This window comes from Blastococcus sp. PRF04-17, assembly GCF_023016265.1.
Taxonomy (GTDB): Bacteria; Actinomycetota; Actinomycetes; order Mycobacteriales; family Geodermatophilaceae; genus Blastococcus_B.
The window spans coordinates 4,447,317-4,461,998 of the sequence record NZ_CP095412.1; the positions used below are offsets into that span (position 1 = coordinate 4,447,317).

The window sequence follows — 14,682 nt, forward strand, 5'->3', positions numbered from 1 at the left end:
GCCGCTCAGGAGGCCGGCCGGTCGGGGAGCTGCCTGCCGAGGAAGCTGACGACCAGGCCCCCGAGGGCCGCCGCGCCGCAGCCGGCGAACAGCCAGAACAGGCCGTCCGGCCAGGCCGCCGCCACCGCGGCGGTGCCGCTGGCCGCCCCGACGAACCGCATCATGTTGAACAGTCCCAGGCCGGTGCCGCGCTGTCCCGCCGGCGACCGCGTCGCGCCGGTCAAGGCGGGGGTCTGCACCAGGGCGATGGCCGTGCCGGCCGCGAGCAGCAGACCGATCAGCGGCGCCAGGTGCGTGACACCGGCGGCCAGCACGGTGGCCAGCCCGATGTCGACGACCGCGATCAGTCCGAGCCCCGCGCGCAAGACCGGGCGCGGCCCGATCCGGTCGGCCAGCAGCCCGACGAGCGGGGCGGCGACCGCCCACACCAGCGGCAGGCAGAACACGAGGAGGCCGGTGACCGCCACCGACAGGCCGACCACACCGGTCAGGTACAGCGGCACGGCGACGAGCACCGCGGCAAGGCTGGACTGCTGGACGAAGACGGCGGTGGCGCTGCGCAGCCAGCGCACCTCGACGAGCAGGCGGGGATCGATGAACGGCGCCGCGCGCCGCAAGCCGGCGACGACGAAGCCGATCAGGCTCACCAGGCCGAGGCAGGCGCCGGCGACGGGCAGCCAGAGGGGAACGCCGGGCTGCGGTGCGGCCGTGGCGGCGGTCATGAGCAGGGCGACGCCCAGAGTCAGCGCGCTCACCCCGACCCAGTCGATCCGGGTGCGGTGACCGTCGTCGCGGGGCACGACCCGCAGGGTCAGGATCAGCACGCCGACAGTGACGGGGACCAGCGCACCGAAGATCCACCGCCAACCGAAGGCGTCGGCCACCAGTCCACCCACAGGTGGACCGATCGCCTGGCCGATCCCGTTGGCCGCGCCCCAGGCGCCCATCACGCGGTTGCGGTGGGAAGGCGCGAAGCTCCGGGCCAGCGTGCCCATGACGGCCGTCGGCACCGCCGCGCAGCCGAGCCCCTGCAGGCCGCGGCTGATCACCAGCAAGGACAGCGTGGGCGCCACCGCGGCGCCGAGCGTTCCGGCGAGCAGCACGGACAGGGCGAGCACGAGTGTCCGGCGGCGGCCGAGTCGGTCGCTGATCCAGCCGGTGAAGGGCATGGCGACGGCCAGCACGAGGACCGAGGCCGAGGCGACCAGCACCCCGTGGGCCACCGGTGCGTCCAGGTCGGAGATGATCCGGCGCAGCGGGACGTTGACGATGTTGTTGCTGATGGTGCCGAGCACCGTGGCGCCGAGCAGGGCGGCCAACAGCCAGCCGCGCTTCGCGCGGGGAGCCGTGTCCGGCGCGGCGGGGGACGGTGGCGCGGACTCCGCCCGGGCGGCGGGAGCCGGCCCCGTCGACAGCTCCGGCACGGCGGTCCTCTCATTACTCCGACTGGGTGAGAGCGTCACACGGAGGTCACTGGACGCCTACGGCAGGCTGCACATTCGTGACGCACGCCACTGTGCACATCGCTCATGGACGGGTGCCGCCCGATCGAGCACCTTCATCCCACTCATATAGGGCTCTCCCGTCTTAGGGGCAACCATGCAACTGACAGCAGCGCACTGGATCTTCCTGGCCGGGGTGATCGTCATCCTGGCCACGATGATCATGCGCAAGAACATCGTGGTGCCGGCGGTTCTGGCCACGTTCCTGACGGCGCTCGTGTGGTCGGGCAGCCTCGCGACCGGTCTGTCCTCCGTCTTCAACGCGAGCCTCGTGGCGGCGACCAACCTGTTCAACATCTTCCTGATCATCGCCATGGTCACGGCGATGCTCAGGTCGCTCGAAGGTCTGGGATCGGACCGGCGCATGGTCGCGCCGTTCCGCAGGGTGATGCGCAACGCCCACCTCTCCTGGTGGACCCTGGTGATCGTCACCTACTTCATCTCGCTGTTCTTCTGGCCCACCCCCGCCGTGCCCCTGGTCGGCGCCGTCCTGGTGCCGGTGGCCATCCGCGCCGGCCTGCGCCCCCTCGCGGTCGGCTTCACGATCGCGATCGCCGGGCAGGGCATGGCCCTGTCGTCGGACTACATCATCGGAGTCGCCCCGCAGCTGTCGGCGACCACCGCCAACGCCGACGTCACGGTGGTGGCCGACCGTGCTCTGGTGCTCTCGCTGATCGTCGGTGGTGTCGCCCTCGCCATCGGCTACGCCATGGAGATCCGCAAGATGCGTCGGCCTTCGGACGCCCTGCTCGAGGAGTGGGAGAGCAGCGCCGATCGTCGCAGCGGCAGCGCCGACGCCGAGGCGCGGCAGGAGGTCGTTCTCGGTGGCAGCGCTCCCTCGTCGACCGGCTCCGCCGGCGGAACGGGCGGCAGTACCCCCGTCCCGGTCGACGGCACCGGAGGCGGCGGCCCGTCGGTCGAGGGGGAACGGGAGCTGGTCGGTGTCGGAAGCGGTACGTCGAGCGCTCCGCGCGACGAGGCGGAAGCCATCGCGGCGCGCCTCAGCCGGGCCCACGCCCTCGTCGGAACGCCGGCGGGAGGGCCCGTACCGCCCGAGCAGCACACCATCCAGCCGGTCGAGAAGCCGGTCGCGTCCAAGGCGTTCGCTCTGCTCGTCCCGCTGGCCTACCTCGCGCTGATCGTTTACCTGATCGTGGCCGCGGCGTCGGACGCAGTGCCCGACCTGCAGGGCGGAGACGCGGCGGCGCTGGTCGGCGGGATCGCACTGCTGGTCATGTTCGGCGCCGCGTACGCCCGGAGTGGCCCGAAGTTCCTGGAGACCTCGGCCGACCACATCGTCGACGGCCTGGTGTTCGCCTTCAAGGCGATGGGCGTGGTGCTCCCGATCGCCGGCTTCTTCTTCATCGGCAACGGTGAGTTCGCCACGTCGATCCTCTCCATCCCGGAGGGTGAGACAGCACCGAACCTGCTCTTCGACCTGGTCGTCGCCGGCCAGGAGCAGCTCCCGGCCAACGCCTTGCTGACGGCCTTCGGGATCATGATCGTCGGGGTCGTCGCGGGGCTCGACGGGTCGGGCTTCTCCGGGCTTCCCCTCACCGGTTCCCTGGCGGGGTCCCTGGCGGACGGGGCCGGAGTCAGCAGCCCGACGCTGGCAGCGATCGGTCAGATGGGCAACATCTGGTCCGGTGGCGGCACACTCGTCGCCTGGTCGTCGCTGCTGGCCGTGGCCGGGTTCTGCCGGGTCTCCGCCGTCGAGCTCGCCCGCCGCTGCTTCGTGCCGGTGATCGCGGGACTGGCGGTGGCCACGGTGCTCGGCGTCGTCATCTTCGGCTAGCCGTCGACCCTGCCCCGACGCACCGCAGCCCCGGACCGCTGGTCCGGGGCTGCGACGCGTTATGGCCTCAGGAGGTGAGGTGCCGGGGGTCGGTGCTGAAGGCCGCCCGCCAGATCACCTGCAGGGCACGGGCGACGAACGTGGCCGCGACCAGGGTGCCGAGGACCTGCCAGGCCGCGGCTGCGTCGAGAGCGAAGGGCAGGACTCCCAGGACGACGACGATCACGGCCGTGCGCGCGAGGTGCTGCCGCGGTGACGCCGGCTCCTCTGCGGCTCCGGATCGGGGCGAGGTGACGTCGTGCACGGTGTCCAGTCTCGGTGCGACGCCATCGGTCCCGCCACCGCGACGACTGTCCTCAGCCCGCCGGCAGCTGCGAGATCAGGTCGCGCACGCGCCGCTCGATCTCGTCGCGGATCGGTCGCACGGCCGCCACGCCCTTGCCCGCCGGGTCGTCGAGCTGCCAGTCGAGGTAGCGCTTGCCCGGGAAGATCGGGCAGGCGTCGCCGCAGCCCATCGTGATCACCACGTCGGAGGCCTCGACCGCGTCGGTCGTCAGCACCTTCGGGCGCTGGTCGGAGATGTCGATGCCGACCTCCCTCATCGCCTGGACCGCGGCCGGGTTGACCTGGTCGCCGGGCAGCGAGCCGGCGGAACGAACCTCGACGTCGTCCCCGGCCAGGTGCCGGAGCCAGCCGGCCGCCATCTGCGAGCGGCCGGCGTTGTGCACGCACACGAACAGCACGCTGGGCTTGTCGGTCATCGCGGGTCCTCCTGGACGGAACGGCGTTCTTCGGTGCCGTCGTGCGGAACCACGACGGCGTCTGCGACGGCGGTGACCTCGGGGTGGAGCAGCGCCACGACGGCGACCGCGGCGGCGCCCCCCACCAGCTGCACGAGCAGGAACATCGGCACCGACGTCGGAGCGATGCCCGCGAAGGTGTCGGAGAGGGTGCGCGCCACGTCGATCATGGGGTTGGCGAAGCTCGTCGAGGACGACCACCAGTACGCCGCCGCTATGTAGGCGCCCACGGCGAAGGGCGCCATCGCGGCCCGGCCGGCGCGCACGAGGGCGAAGATCAGCACGACCAGGCCGAAGGTGGCGAGTGCCTCGGACAACCACAGCCCTCCGGCCGAGCGTTCCTTGCCGGAGATCGACACGGCGGGCAGCTCGTACATCAGGTTGGCCACCACCGCGCCGACGGCCCCTCCGAGGAACTGCGCCGGGAGGTAGACCGCCACCTGGCGGTTCGTGACACCGCCGAAGAAGCGGTCTGCCAGGGTGACGACCGGATTGAAGTGGCCGCCGGACACGGGGCCGAAGGCGAGGATCAGCGCGACCAGTCCGGCACCGGTGGCGAAGGCGTTCTGCAGCAACTGGAGGCCGACGTCGTCCGGCGAGAGCCGCTGGGCGGCAATGCCTGAGCCGATGACGACCGCGACCAGGCCGGCCGAGCCGAGGAACTCGGCCAGCGCCTGCCGCATGAGGACGGTCAGCCGCACGGCCGCTTCACCGCATGCGCGAGCCGCGACCGCGAGGCGAGCTCGCCCAGGCCGGCCGACAGCTGGGCGAGCCGCTCGGGTACCAGCCGGTGGTAGGTGTAGCGCCCCGCCTGCTCGCTGGCGACCAGGCCCGCGTCACGGAGGACACGCAGGTGGTTGGAGACGTTGGTCTGGGTGGCGGCAAGTTCCTCCACCAGGTGACAGGTGCACAGCTGCTCGCGGGCCAGCAGGCCGACGATCCGCTGGCGCAGGGGGTCGGCGAGCGCGCGAAGCACCGCCCCATCCATCAGTGGCGCCTGATCAGTCAGCACGGGCTGATGAGACACGGCCCGCTGCGGCGGGAGCAAGCGAACATCCGGTGAACGCCGCTCAGCGGGGCGCGAGGGCGCCACGGAGCGCCTCCAGCGCGGCGGGGACGACGCCGTACCAGACGTTGCGGCCGCGGCGTTCGCTCGTGGCCAGTCCGGCCTCGACCAGGACCTTGAGGTGATGGGACACCGTGGGCTGACTCTTGCCGACGGGCTCGACGAGGTCGCAGGCGCACACCGCGCCGCCCTCGGCCGTGGCGAGCAGGGACACCAGGCGCAACCGGACCGGGTCCGCGAGCGCCGCGAACTGCCGGGCGAGGACGAGAGCGTCGTCGCCGCCGAGCACCTCCGTGGCCAGGGGGGCGCAGCAGGCGACGGGCTCCGGCTGCTCCAGGACGGGCAGTTCGCGCAGCGCCACGGCACTTCCTCCAGGTGAGAGAAACGCATTGACAGGCATCGATACTACGGCCATAGTCCTATATCGACAAACGTCGATATGTCCTTGACCAGGAGGTTTCCCATGTCCCGCGTGCAGCTCGCGCTCCGTGTCGCCGACCTCGAAGCGGCCGTCGACTTCTACTCGCGTCTGTTCGACGCATCCCCGGCCAAGCGCCGTCCCGGCTACGCGAACTTCGCGCTGGCCAGCCCGCCGCTGAAGCTCGTGCTGCTCGAGGGCGAGGCCGGCGAGCCGACGCGCCTAGACCACCTCGGTGTCGAGGTCCCGTCCAGAAGGGAGGTCGGCGCGGCCACGACCCGGCTGGCGGCCGAGGGCTTGGCGACGCGGGTCGAGGAGAACACGACCTGCTGCTACGCCGTGCAGGACAAGGTGTGGGTGACCGGTCCCGGTGGCGAGCCCTGGGAGGTCTACACGGTCACCGGCGATGCGCGGCCCGACCTGGAGGGTGAGACCGACCTCGAGCTGTCCGCGGTCGCCGGCGACGGTTCGTGCTGCCGGGACCGGTCGCAGGCCGACGTCCGCGTCGGCGCCTGCTGCTGACGGCCGTGATGGACGTGCACCCCGTCCTCATCGCACAGCTCGCCGAGCAGCGCCGTGCGGACCTGCTGCGCCAGGCCGGGCTCGCACGCCGCGGTCGCGCCCCCGGCCGGACGTCCCTGACCGCCAGCTGGGGCGCCGCGCTCACCCGCGCCGTCGCCCGCCTGTACCGAGCCGGACCCACCCCGGTCTGCTGCCCCGCCTGAGCGCGAGTGCTACGAACTCGTGGTGATCACCCGTCGATCACCACGAGTTCGTCGCCGTCGGCCACGCTCAGCGGCGGGCGATCTGGCTGGTGATGCTCGGGTCCGTGATCGACGTGTCGTCGACCAGCAGGAACGCCTTGGACAGGATCACCGAGAGCATCCCGCCGCCGTCCTCGAACGGGAGGTACACCTTCGGGTCCTTCCACTGCGCGCGGCCCGGGACGATGCACAGGTACTCGTCCGGGGTCATCAGGATGTTCCCCGAGCCGAGGTGGATCTTGTACGTCCGTAGGTCGCCGCGGACCTCCAGGAACCGCTCGGTCAGGGCGCAACGATCGGCGATCCTGAGTCGTGGCACGAGGCGTTCCAGTGCCTGCCGTCGGGTGGCCGCCGCCTCGGTGAGGGCACCGAAGCTGACGTGCTCCCAGTAGGTCTCGTGCGTCCGCGCACCCCTCGTGATCCAGGCTGGGTCGGCGGCGATCGAGGTGACGCCGACGAAGAGGTCGACGTCCCGCATCGCCTCGGTGAAGACCAGGGGAGGCACCTCGGTCAGCGGCCGGGCCACCCATCCGCCGTCCTGGTGGCGGCTGAACCGGACCTGATCGGAGCCGGCCAGGGACGGCGTCTCGTATCCATCGGCCTCGTCGGGTATCAGGTCGAAGAAGAACTCCGCGCGCCATCCGCTGGCGAACGGCTTGGTGACGTGTCCTTCGTAGCCCCCCTCCCAGTATCCGAGTCCGTCGCCGGTCCAGCCGCGGGTGCGCATGAGCGCCTGTGCCTGCGGGGCTCGGAGCACGTGGGCGGCGAACCGGTTCGAGTGGTCTCCGGTCTCGACCTCGGCATCGGTCAGTCGGTAGATCTCGCGGAACGCCTGCTTGAACGGCTGTCGCACCTCGTCGGCGAGCAGGTGCTCGCGCCAGGCACCGACTTCGTCCGTGTCGGCGCGGAGCGGATGCCAGAGCCGGACGCAGCCCGAGACAGCCAGCTCAGCGCCCTGCAGATCGACGAGTCTCCGGTCGTCCGTCAGGAGCCCGGTGCGCCATTCGCCGTCGTGCTCGCTCTGCCAGAGGAGGCCACGTGCGAGGGCGCCGACGACGGGATGGTCCCGGTAGTAGGTGGCCCACTCGTCCGCGGGCCAGGCCCTGTCCTCGGCGAGCAGCTCTTCGATACGCGAGCGCTCGGCCGTGACCGCTCGCTTCAGCTCCTTGACCTGCGCGCGCAGTCCCGCCACCTCGTCGCCGAAGTCGTTGCGGACCGCTGCCGGAACGCTGGCCAGGTCTCGGCCGGCGGTCGTGCGGAAGGTCAGCGACACCGTGCCCGGCCGCTCCAGGGCGAGGACGGCGGTGTGCGCACCGAGCTGCACGATGCTGCGGCCGTCGGGGCCGAGCCCGTGCGCTGGCACGCTGCGCTCGGCGAGCTGGCCCACGGTGAGGCCGGCCCGCTCGGCGGCCGCCTGCAGTGCCGCGCTCACACCCTTCCGCAGGGCGCGGTGCTTGAGTCGTGTGCATGCCTGTGACAGGTAGGGGACGGCGTCGTCCCTCTCTGCGATGACCGCTATGGCCGCGTTCGAGACGACGAGGTCCCGGGGTGTGCCGGCGCTGCCGCCCAGGCCGCTCCCCGCGACCGCGAGCAGTTCACCGAGCAGCGGCGTGACCCAGTGCTCGTCGGTCTCGCCGACGAGCACGACCAGGCCACGGATCAAGCGTGCGGTCGACTCGTGCAGCCACACCCAGTCCTGATGACCGTCGATCCCGCAGCGGCATTCCTCCGGCTGCTCTCGGTGGTGGACCGTGCGCTGGAGAACTTCCCGGACGACGTCGAGGCCGTCCTGGGCCTCGTCGAGCAGGCCACGGCCAGTCGTGCGCCACTTGCCCGAGGGGCGGGGTCCGGACGCCTTGGCTGCGTGCAGGAACAGGGCGGGAATCCCCGGGGCGTCCAGCCGGTCGCCGAGCTCGGCCCGCAGCGCGGGGCCCAGCGCGTCACCACTGTGCAGCAACGACGGCGGCAGCGTCAGGAGGGACTCCGGGGGACCCTCGAGTAGAGCGTCCAGACGGCGGGTGTACCGCAGGCGCTCCTCGCCGGTGTAGAAGCCGACCGCGTCGGCGACCTGCGACCGCAGGAGCGCCAGCAGATCCGAGAGGGGAGGGATCGACGTGCGGGGCAGGCGTTCGGCCGCGCCGATCGGCAGGGTGACCCTCATCGGGAGGTCGTGATCGCCGCTCCCGCGCAGGACTGCCAAGCGCACGGCCACGGCGACTTCATCCGCCGTCCACGCCAGCTTCCGGCGCGCAAGTGCATGCGCCAGCCGCATCGCCGGCCAGGCGTCATACGCGTGCGGGGCCGAGCAGAGGTGTCGTTGCGCCCACAGGGCGGCGGTCCGCAGCCTCTCGTCGTCCGCATCCACCAGCGCGCGGCCGTACGGGGTGTCCGGGTATCGAGCCGGCTCGAAGATCTCCTCATCACGAACTTTCCGGCGCGGGTTCTCCACCGGCCGAAGCAGGTCATCCACCTCGGCGAGCCGACGGGCCAGGTCCGGCGGGACGTCGAGCCCTTTGTGCGCCCGTCCCCGGATCGCGTCGAGCAAGCGCACGTCAGCCGCCGACCAGGGGGACGAGCTTCACGAAGGCGACGTCGGAGGCCACGGTCAGGTCCACGACCTCTTCCAGGCTTTCCACCTGCCGGTCGGCGACCAGCACGAAGAAGCCGTTGCGCTCGAACGCCCAGCAGGCGACGTCGGCCTGCACCTCCCAGTCCAGGCGCCGCGGCGCATGCCGGCGGGCGCCGTCAGCGGCGTCCGCCGGACGCACCAGGCCGCGGTACTCGGACCCGGGAGCCGCGTTGTGCCGCGCCACCTCCTCACGGACGCGCAGCCGGACCAGTTCCCGGACGGTGATGCTGTCGGGCACATCAGGTACGTCGAAGCTGTGCAGGGACTTGCCCGTCGCGGTCTCGTCACGGAAGGTCACTGTCGCCACGCGCGGGAGTCTGGCAGGGGACACCGACGCTCGGGAGGAAGCACCTCCCTCCGAGGGGCACCTGTCCCCGGCCGGGAAAGGAGGGGCTCATGGACATCGACGAGGTGGCCGACGAGCTCTACGAGGTGGCTCCCGAGGAGTTCATCGCCCTGCGGAGCGCCCGGCAGGACGAGGCGAAGAGCGAGGGCGACAAGGCGCTGGCCACGCTGATCGGCACGCTGCCCAAGCCGTCGACCGCCGCGTGGGTGTGCAACCTGCTCGTCCGTGCGCACCGCGAGGAGATCGAGGGCCTCGTCGAACTCGGCACGCTCCTCCGCGACGCCCAGGAGAACCTGGCCGGCGACGAGCTCAAGGCGCTCAACCGGCAGCGCGGCCAGCTCCTGTCCGCCCTGACCCGCCAGGCGTCGGCGCTGGCCCGGGAACGCGGGCACGCGGTCAGCACCGCGATGGCGGGCCAGGTCGAGGAGACGCTGCGTGCCGCGATGGCCGACCCGGAAGCGGGGGAGGCCCTGCTCACCGGGCGGCTCACCTCGCCGATGTCCTACAGCGGCATGGGCACCGTCTCCGGTCGGCCCGATCTCCGCCTGGTCAAGCCGCCCGCTCCCGAGCGGCCGGCGGTCCCCACGCGCGCTTCCGTGGCCAAGGCGCCGGCGAAGACGTCGGCCGACGAACGCCGGCTGGCCCGGGAGCGCGAGCAGGCCGAGGCCCGCCGGCAGGCCGAGGAGAAGCGCAGGCGTGAGCTGGCCGAGGCGCGCAAGGCGGCGGAGGAGGCCACCGCCCTGGCCGAGGAGGCGCGCGCCGCGGCCGAGGACGAGCGGCAGCGGTACGAGGAGCTCGAGGGGCGCCGGGCGTCGCTCGAGGCGCGGGTCGCCGAGCTGGCCGATCAGCTGGCCCAGGCCGAGGGGCAGGCCGCCGAGGTCGCCGCCCAGCTCAAGCGGACGGAGCGGCGTCGGCGCAGCGCGGAGCACGAGGCCGCCGAGGCGGTCGTCGCGCGCGAGCGCGCCCTGGCCCGGGTCGAGCAGCTCGCCGGCGAGGAGTGACGGCGCCCGTCAGGCGCCGCCGCGCTCCAGCCGGTCGTGGGACGGACGGTGCGCCGCGCGGCGCAGCATGACCCGGTACCCGACCACCAGTGACGCGTTGCCGAGCAGCAGCCACAGCCCCAGCAGGACGGCGGTGGCCACCCACGTGGTGCCGTACCGCTCGGTGAAGTCGCTGAACTGCAGGTAGCCGAGGTACCCCGCCGTGCTGAGCCCGATCAGGGCGGTCGCGACGCCGGCTCCGGTGGCGACCTCCCGCCAGCCGGTGTCGCGCAGCCGGAACAGCGAGTAGAGCAGGCCGATCACGCCCGACAGGAGGGCGAGCGCGCCGGCCCCGAGCACCGCGGTCAGCCCGATCCCCTGTCCGACCAGCCGGGGCACCACGTACGTGGCGGCCAGCCCGCTGAACACGAGCAGCGGGAACGTCGCGATCACGACGAGCGACAGGAGCCGGCCGCGCCAGCCCCGGATGCGACGGTCGGCCTCCGGTGCGATCGTGCTGAAGGCCCGGGCCAGCGCCGCGCCGTACGTGGTGGCCGGCCACACCGCGGCGACGGCGGCCAGGGCGCCGGTGCGACCGGCCACCTCGATCAGCCCCTCCAGCACGTCTGCGAGCGGCAGCTCCGCGGGCGCCTGCTCATCCACCTCTCCGCCCAGCTCCTGCAGCGCGGACTCGTCGACGAACCAGCCGGCGATCCAGAAGCCGATCAGGACCATGGGGGGCAGGGAGATCATCGCGTAGAACGCCAGGCTCGCACTGGTGGTCACGAACTCCGGGCTGCGCAGCCAGTCGACGAACCTCCGCACCGGCTCCGGGATCGACCGCCAGCGACGGCTCAGCCGCTGCCGTATGCCGGACGTCCGGCGCCCGATGCGTCGGGTGCCTGGGGGACGCCGCATCCTCGGCCGCCTACCCGGGGTGCCCACCGCGGTAACCCGGGCCGCACTCTCACACGCAGGTGGGCCCGTCCTCCTCGGGCCGGGCGATCGGTTCCAGCGGCGGCAGTTCGTCGCTGACCGGCGGGCGGTCGGCGTCGACGGTGCGGCCGAACTGCTGGGTGGCCCAGACCGACCCGTCCGCCGCACAGAACACGCCGATGCCCAGGCGGTTCCACCCGGGGTTGAGCAGGTTGATCCGGTGGTCGTCCGAACGCATCCAGCCGACATGCGCCGCACCGGCGGGCACGGGGCCGGAGGCGGTGAAGATGTTCTCGCCGATGCCGGCGAAGCCCGAGAACTCCTCGCGGTCCATCAGGGCGCGGACGTCCTGGTGCTCGGACCGGCCGGTCGCCGCCATCTCCTGGCTCCAGTCGCCGGCCGCCTCGGCGAGGGCACCGTTCCACTCCACCGGCTCCAGCCCGCGCTCGGCCCGCTCGTCGTTGACCCGGTCGAAGATGTCCCGGGCCATGGCCGTCGCCGCGTCCCCGTCACCGACCTCCGGAGGCTGCTCGGGAGTGGGACCGGAGCCGGTCAGCACAGACCTGCCGCCGTCGACGACGCAGCCCGTCACACCTGGGACGATCAGCAGCGCCGCCACCACGGCGAGGACCCAGCGCGGCATCACCATGCCTGAGCGGCTACCCGACGGCAGGCCCGGCCAGGCTCCGGAACCGGCCCGGCGCGTCGGGTCAGCCCATCGTCTTCTGGCCGTCGATCGACTCCCGCAGGATGTCTGCGTGGCCGGCGTGCTGGGCGGTCTCGGCGATGATGTGCAGGAACACCCGTCGGGCCGACCAGCGCGCGCCCTGCTCGAACCAGGGCGCCTCCGGCAGTGCGTGATCGGCGTCGAGGTCGATCGTGGCGACGACCTCGTCGGTGTGCCGGGCGACCTCCTCGTAGCCGGCGAGCACGCCGGCCAGCGTCTCGCCCTGCTGGAGGTGCCAGTGCCGGGTGTAGGCGTCCGGCCCCCAGTTGCGGTTCATCGCCTCGGCGCCGCCCTCGGCGAAGCGCACCCACGAGGCCTCGGTCGCGGCCACGTGCTTGATCAGCCCGCCGAGGTACAGCGCACTCACGGTGGGCCGCAGCCGCGCCTGCTCCTCGGTCAGCCCCCGGACGGTGAACAGCAGGAAGCCACGGTGCCGGCGCAGTGACTCGATGAGGTCGGCCCGCTCGCGCGTGAGGGTGGTGGTCGAGTCGGTCATCGGCGTCCCTTCCGTCGTCCCGGTTGGTTGCTGCGCACGCTAGAGGCCCGGGGTGACAGTTGGGACGGATCGGCATCCGCCGATGACCTCGCCGGCGAAGAACCGTCATACCTGCGACGTAGCGTCCAGTTCGCAGCAGCCGATCGCACCAGGAGGTCGTCATGAGCCCGACCGTCGCCAGCCTCGACCAGCTCGACCACGACATCTCCGCCGCCTACATCGCGCTCAGGATCGCGCGCAGCGCCTACGACCGGTGCCCCAGCGCCGAGAACTCGCGCGCCGTCGACCAGGCCGAGACGTGCGTCGACCGATTGCTCGACGAGCGGTTCGCGGTGCAGGGCTGACCCTGCACGACCAGCGCGCCGTCCCTACGGTGCAACACATGGCCGACCCGCAGCGCGTCGCGATCGTCACCGGCTCCGACTCCGGCATCGGCAGGGCGACCGCGGTCGCGCTCGCCGAGCAGGGCATCGACGTCGGTGTCACGTGGCACCGCGACCGCGAGGGCGCGGAGTCGACCGCCGACGAGGTGCGCTCCCTCGGCCGCCGCGCCGAGGTGCGGCAGCTGGACCTGACCCGCCTGCCCGGTGCCGCCGACGTGATCGACGAACTGGCCGATGCCCTCGGCGGCGTCGACGTCCTCGTCAACAACGCCGGCACCGGCCACGGGACGCCGGTCCTCGAGCTCGGCTACGACACCTGGCGCGAGGTGCTGGCCACCGACCTCGACGGCGCCTTCCTCTGCCTGCAGCGGGCGGCGCGGCGCATGGTGACCGCCGGCCGGGGCGGCCGGATCGTCAACGTCACCAGCGTCCACGAGCACCAGCCGCGGGTGGGTGCGGCCGCCTACTGCGCGGCCAAGGGCGGTCTCGGTCTGCTCTCCCGGGTGGCCGCCATCGAGCTCGCCGAGCACGGCATCACCGTCAACGCCGTCGCACCCGGCGAGATCGCCACGCCCATGACCGGCCAGGAGGACGAGGACCCGACGGCGCCCGGGCACGAGCGCCCCGGTGTGCCGCTGCGCCGTCCCGGCGACGCCCGAGAGGTCGCGGCGGTCATCGCGTTCCTCGCGTCACCGGCGGCCGGCTACGTGACCGGCGCGTCGTGGCCGGTGGACGGCGGAATGCTGCAGATGGGGCCGATGGCGGGCTCGCACCTGGACAGCGACGACTGGCGCCGACCCTGAGTCAGGCCGTGCGGCCGCTGCGCTTCTTCAGGTAGAGGTCGGCGTCGGCGCGGGCGAGGACGCCGCTCAGCGAGTCACCGGGGCGCACCGAGGTGACACCGGCCGACCACGCGAACGAGTGCGTGCCGGCGAGCTGCTCGAGGATCTCCCACGCACCGCGCTCGTCGGTCGCCGGCAGGCAGAGCACGAACTCGTCCCCGCCGTACCGGCCCAGGAGGTCCGCCCGCCGCAGGCGGCCGCCCAGCCGGCGGTGAGGTCGCGCAGGAGGGCGTCGCCGGCACCGTGGCCCTCCCGGTCGTTGACCTCCTTGAAGTCGTCGAGATCGAGGATGGCGAAGGTGAGCGGCTCGCCGGTCCGTGCCGCCCGTGCCAGGTTCCGCGCCGCCTCGGCCTCCCACGCACGCCGGTTCGCCACGCCGGTCAGCGGGTCCGTGGCCGCCTCCGTGCGCAGGTTTCGGGCCAGCCGCCCCTGCACCTCGGCGAGCGCCGCCATGGAGACGATGCCGGTGAGCCACTGCAGCGCCGGCACGTCCGGCTCCGCGGCCAGGGCACCCGCCGTGGAGAGCACGGCCAGCAGCGCGACGTGGGCGCGGGCGGCGGTCAGGGTGAAGAAGTGCGCCGCGAAGAGCCCCAGCGCGATGAGCACCGGGCCGAGGCTGACCACGCCGACTGCGGTCACCGAGTGCCAGGCCAGCACGGCCAGCAGGCTGCCGGCGAGCGCCACCCCGGCGTGCAGCACCCAGCGGTGCAGGTGCCCGGCCAGCACCCGCAGGGCGATCCCGCCCAGGACGCCGACGGTGCCGAGCGTCCACAGCACACCGACCGGGCTGTCCGGGCGCATCGGCCACGCCGCGGCGAACAGGCACAGCACCCCGCTGACGGTGTAGAGCACCGCCAGGAGCACAGCCGGCGTGCGCCGTTCGGCATGCATGGTGTCCATCCTGCACGGCAAACGACGACGAACCGGAATGGTTGCCCTCGATGGGGTGGCGCGCCGCCCGAGCCGCCACGAACCGGACGCGGCGTATCCGAATATCG

At 72.7% G+C, this 14,682-nt stretch carries 17 protein-coding genes and 1 pseudogene; 6 read left to right on the plus strand and 12 right to left on the minus strand.

Annotated elements, in window-relative coordinates; all coding sequences use genetic code 11:
* Positions 1 to 5: 5 nt before the first annotated feature.
* Complete coding sequence (locus tag MVA48_RS22645; protein WP_246983986.1) at positions 6 to 1,424, minus strand: MFS transporter; 1,419 nt, start codon at positions 1,422 to 1,424, stop codon at positions 6 to 8.
* Positions 1,425 to 1,599: 175 nt separating this feature from the next.
* Between MVA48_RS22645 and MVA48_RS22650 the strand changes: the two genes are divergently transcribed.
* Complete coding sequence (locus MVA48_RS22650) at positions 1,600 to 3,297, plus strand: hypothetical protein (RefSeq protein WP_246983988.1); 1,698 nt, start codon at positions 1,600 to 1,602, stop codon at positions 3,295 to 3,297.
* Between the two features lie 67 nt (positions 3,298 to 3,364).
* Here the strand turns inward: MVA48_RS22650 and MVA48_RS22655 are convergent, their stop codons facing one another.
* The 5 genes from MVA48_RS22655 to MVA48_RS22675 form a co-directional block, all read right to left on the minus strand.
* On the minus strand, positions 3,365 to 3,601 hold the full coding sequence (locus MVA48_RS22655; protein ID WP_246983990.1) for a hypothetical protein: 237 nt from the start codon (positions 3,599 to 3,601) through the stop codon (positions 3,365 to 3,367).
* A 52-nt stretch (positions 3,602 to 3,653) separates the two neighbouring features.
* Complete coding sequence (locus tag MVA48_RS22660) at positions 3,654 to 4,058, minus strand: arsenate reductase ArsC (protein WP_246983992.1); 405 nt, start codon at positions 4,056 to 4,058, stop codon at positions 3,654 to 3,656.
* Entirely contained in the window at positions 4,055 to 4,798 is a 744-nt protein-coding gene (locus tag MVA48_RS22665) for an MIP/aquaporin family protein (protein ID WP_246984000.1), read from the minus strand. The genes MVA48_RS22660 and MVA48_RS22665 overlap by 4 nt, the downstream gene beginning before the upstream one ends.
* Positions 4,789 to 5,073 (minus strand): ArsR/SmtB family transcription factor, encoded by a 285-nt coding sequence (locus MVA48_RS22670; protein WP_246984002.1) that lies wholly within the window; start codon positions 5,071 to 5,073, stop codon positions 4,789 to 4,791. Before MVA48_RS22670 ends, MVA48_RS22665 begins: the two co-directional genes overlap by 10 nt.
* Before the next feature lie 94 nt (positions 5,074 to 5,167).
* On the minus strand, positions 5,168 to 5,524 hold the full coding sequence (locus tag MVA48_RS22675) for an ArsR/SmtB family transcription factor (protein WP_246984004.1): 357 nt from the start codon (positions 5,522 to 5,524) through the stop codon (positions 5,168 to 5,170).
* Between the two features lie 102 nt (positions 5,525 to 5,626).
* Between MVA48_RS22675 and MVA48_RS22680 the strand changes: the two genes are divergently transcribed.
* Both MVA48_RS22680 and MVA48_RS22685 read left to right on the plus strand, forming a co-directional pair.
* Complete coding sequence (locus tag MVA48_RS22680; RefSeq protein ID WP_246984013.1) at positions 5,627 to 6,103, plus strand: ArsI/CadI family heavy metal resistance metalloenzyme; 477 nt, start codon at positions 5,627 to 5,629, stop codon at positions 6,101 to 6,103.
* Positions 6,104 to 6,111: 8 nt separating this feature from the next.
* Entirely contained in the window at positions 6,112 to 6,306 is a 195-nt protein-coding gene (locus MVA48_RS22685; protein ID WP_246984015.1) for a hypothetical protein, read from the plus strand.
* Positions 6,307 to 6,373: 67 nt separating this feature from the next.
* Here MVA48_RS22685 and MVA48_RS22690 read toward each other — a convergent pair whose 3' ends face one another.
* Positions 6,374 to 8,896, minus strand: a complete 2,523-nt coding sequence (locus tag MVA48_RS22690; protein WP_246984017.1) for a DUF4132 domain-containing protein — start codon at positions 8,894 to 8,896, stop codon at positions 6,374 to 6,376.
* A 1-nt stretch (position 8,897) separates the two neighbouring features.
* A complete protein-coding gene (locus MVA48_RS22695; protein WP_246984019.1) occupies positions 8,898 to 9,281 on the minus strand; it encodes a hypothetical protein in 384 nt (127 codons plus the stop codon).
* A gap of 89 nt (positions 9,282 to 9,370) precedes the next feature.
* Between MVA48_RS22695 and MVA48_RS22700 the strand changes: the two genes are divergently transcribed.
* Positions 9,371 to 10,321: a hypothetical protein gene (locus MVA48_RS22700; RefSeq protein WP_246984026.1), complete on the plus strand. Its 951-nt coding sequence runs from the start codon at positions 9,371 to 9,373 to the stop codon at positions 10,319 to 10,321.
* A gap of 9 nt (positions 10,322 to 10,330) precedes the next feature.
* Here the strand turns inward: MVA48_RS22700 and MVA48_RS22705 are convergent, their stop codons facing one another.
* The 3 genes from MVA48_RS22705 to MVA48_RS22715 form a co-directional block, all read right to left on the minus strand.
* Positions 10,331 to 11,125, minus strand: a complete 795-nt coding sequence (locus tag MVA48_RS22705; RefSeq protein WP_246984028.1) for a YihY/virulence factor BrkB family protein — start codon at positions 11,123 to 11,125, stop codon at positions 10,331 to 10,333.
* Positions 11,126 to 11,267: 142 nt separating this feature from the next.
* Positions 11,268 to 11,885 carry a CAP domain-containing protein gene (locus MVA48_RS22710; RefSeq protein WP_246984030.1) on the minus strand — a complete coding sequence of 206 codons (618 nt, stop codon included), beginning with the start codon at positions 11,883 to 11,885 and terminating at the stop codon, positions 11,268 to 11,270.
* Positions 11,886 to 11,946: 61 nt separating this feature from the next.
* Positions 11,947 to 12,459, minus strand: a complete 513-nt coding sequence (locus tag MVA48_RS22715) for a DinB family protein (RefSeq protein ID WP_246984032.1) — start codon at positions 12,457 to 12,459, stop codon at positions 11,947 to 11,949.
* Positions 12,460 to 12,620: 161 nt separating this feature from the next.
* Between MVA48_RS22715 and MVA48_RS22720 the strand changes: the two genes are divergently transcribed.
* Entirely contained in the window at positions 12,621 to 12,803 is a 183-nt protein-coding gene (locus tag MVA48_RS22720; protein WP_246984034.1) for a hypothetical protein, read from the plus strand.
* A gap of 38 nt (positions 12,804 to 12,841) precedes the next feature.
* Complete coding sequence (locus MVA48_RS22725; RefSeq protein ID WP_246984036.1) at positions 12,842 to 13,645, plus strand: SDR family oxidoreductase; 804 nt, start codon at positions 12,842 to 12,844, stop codon at positions 13,643 to 13,645.
* Position 13,646: 1 nt separating this feature from the next.
* Here the strand turns inward: MVA48_RS22725 and MVA48_RS22730 are convergent.
* Positions 13,647 to 14,584, minus strand: a pseudogene (locus tag MVA48_RS22730) (GGDEF domain-containing protein).
* Positions 14,585 to 14,682 lie beyond the last annotated feature (98 nt).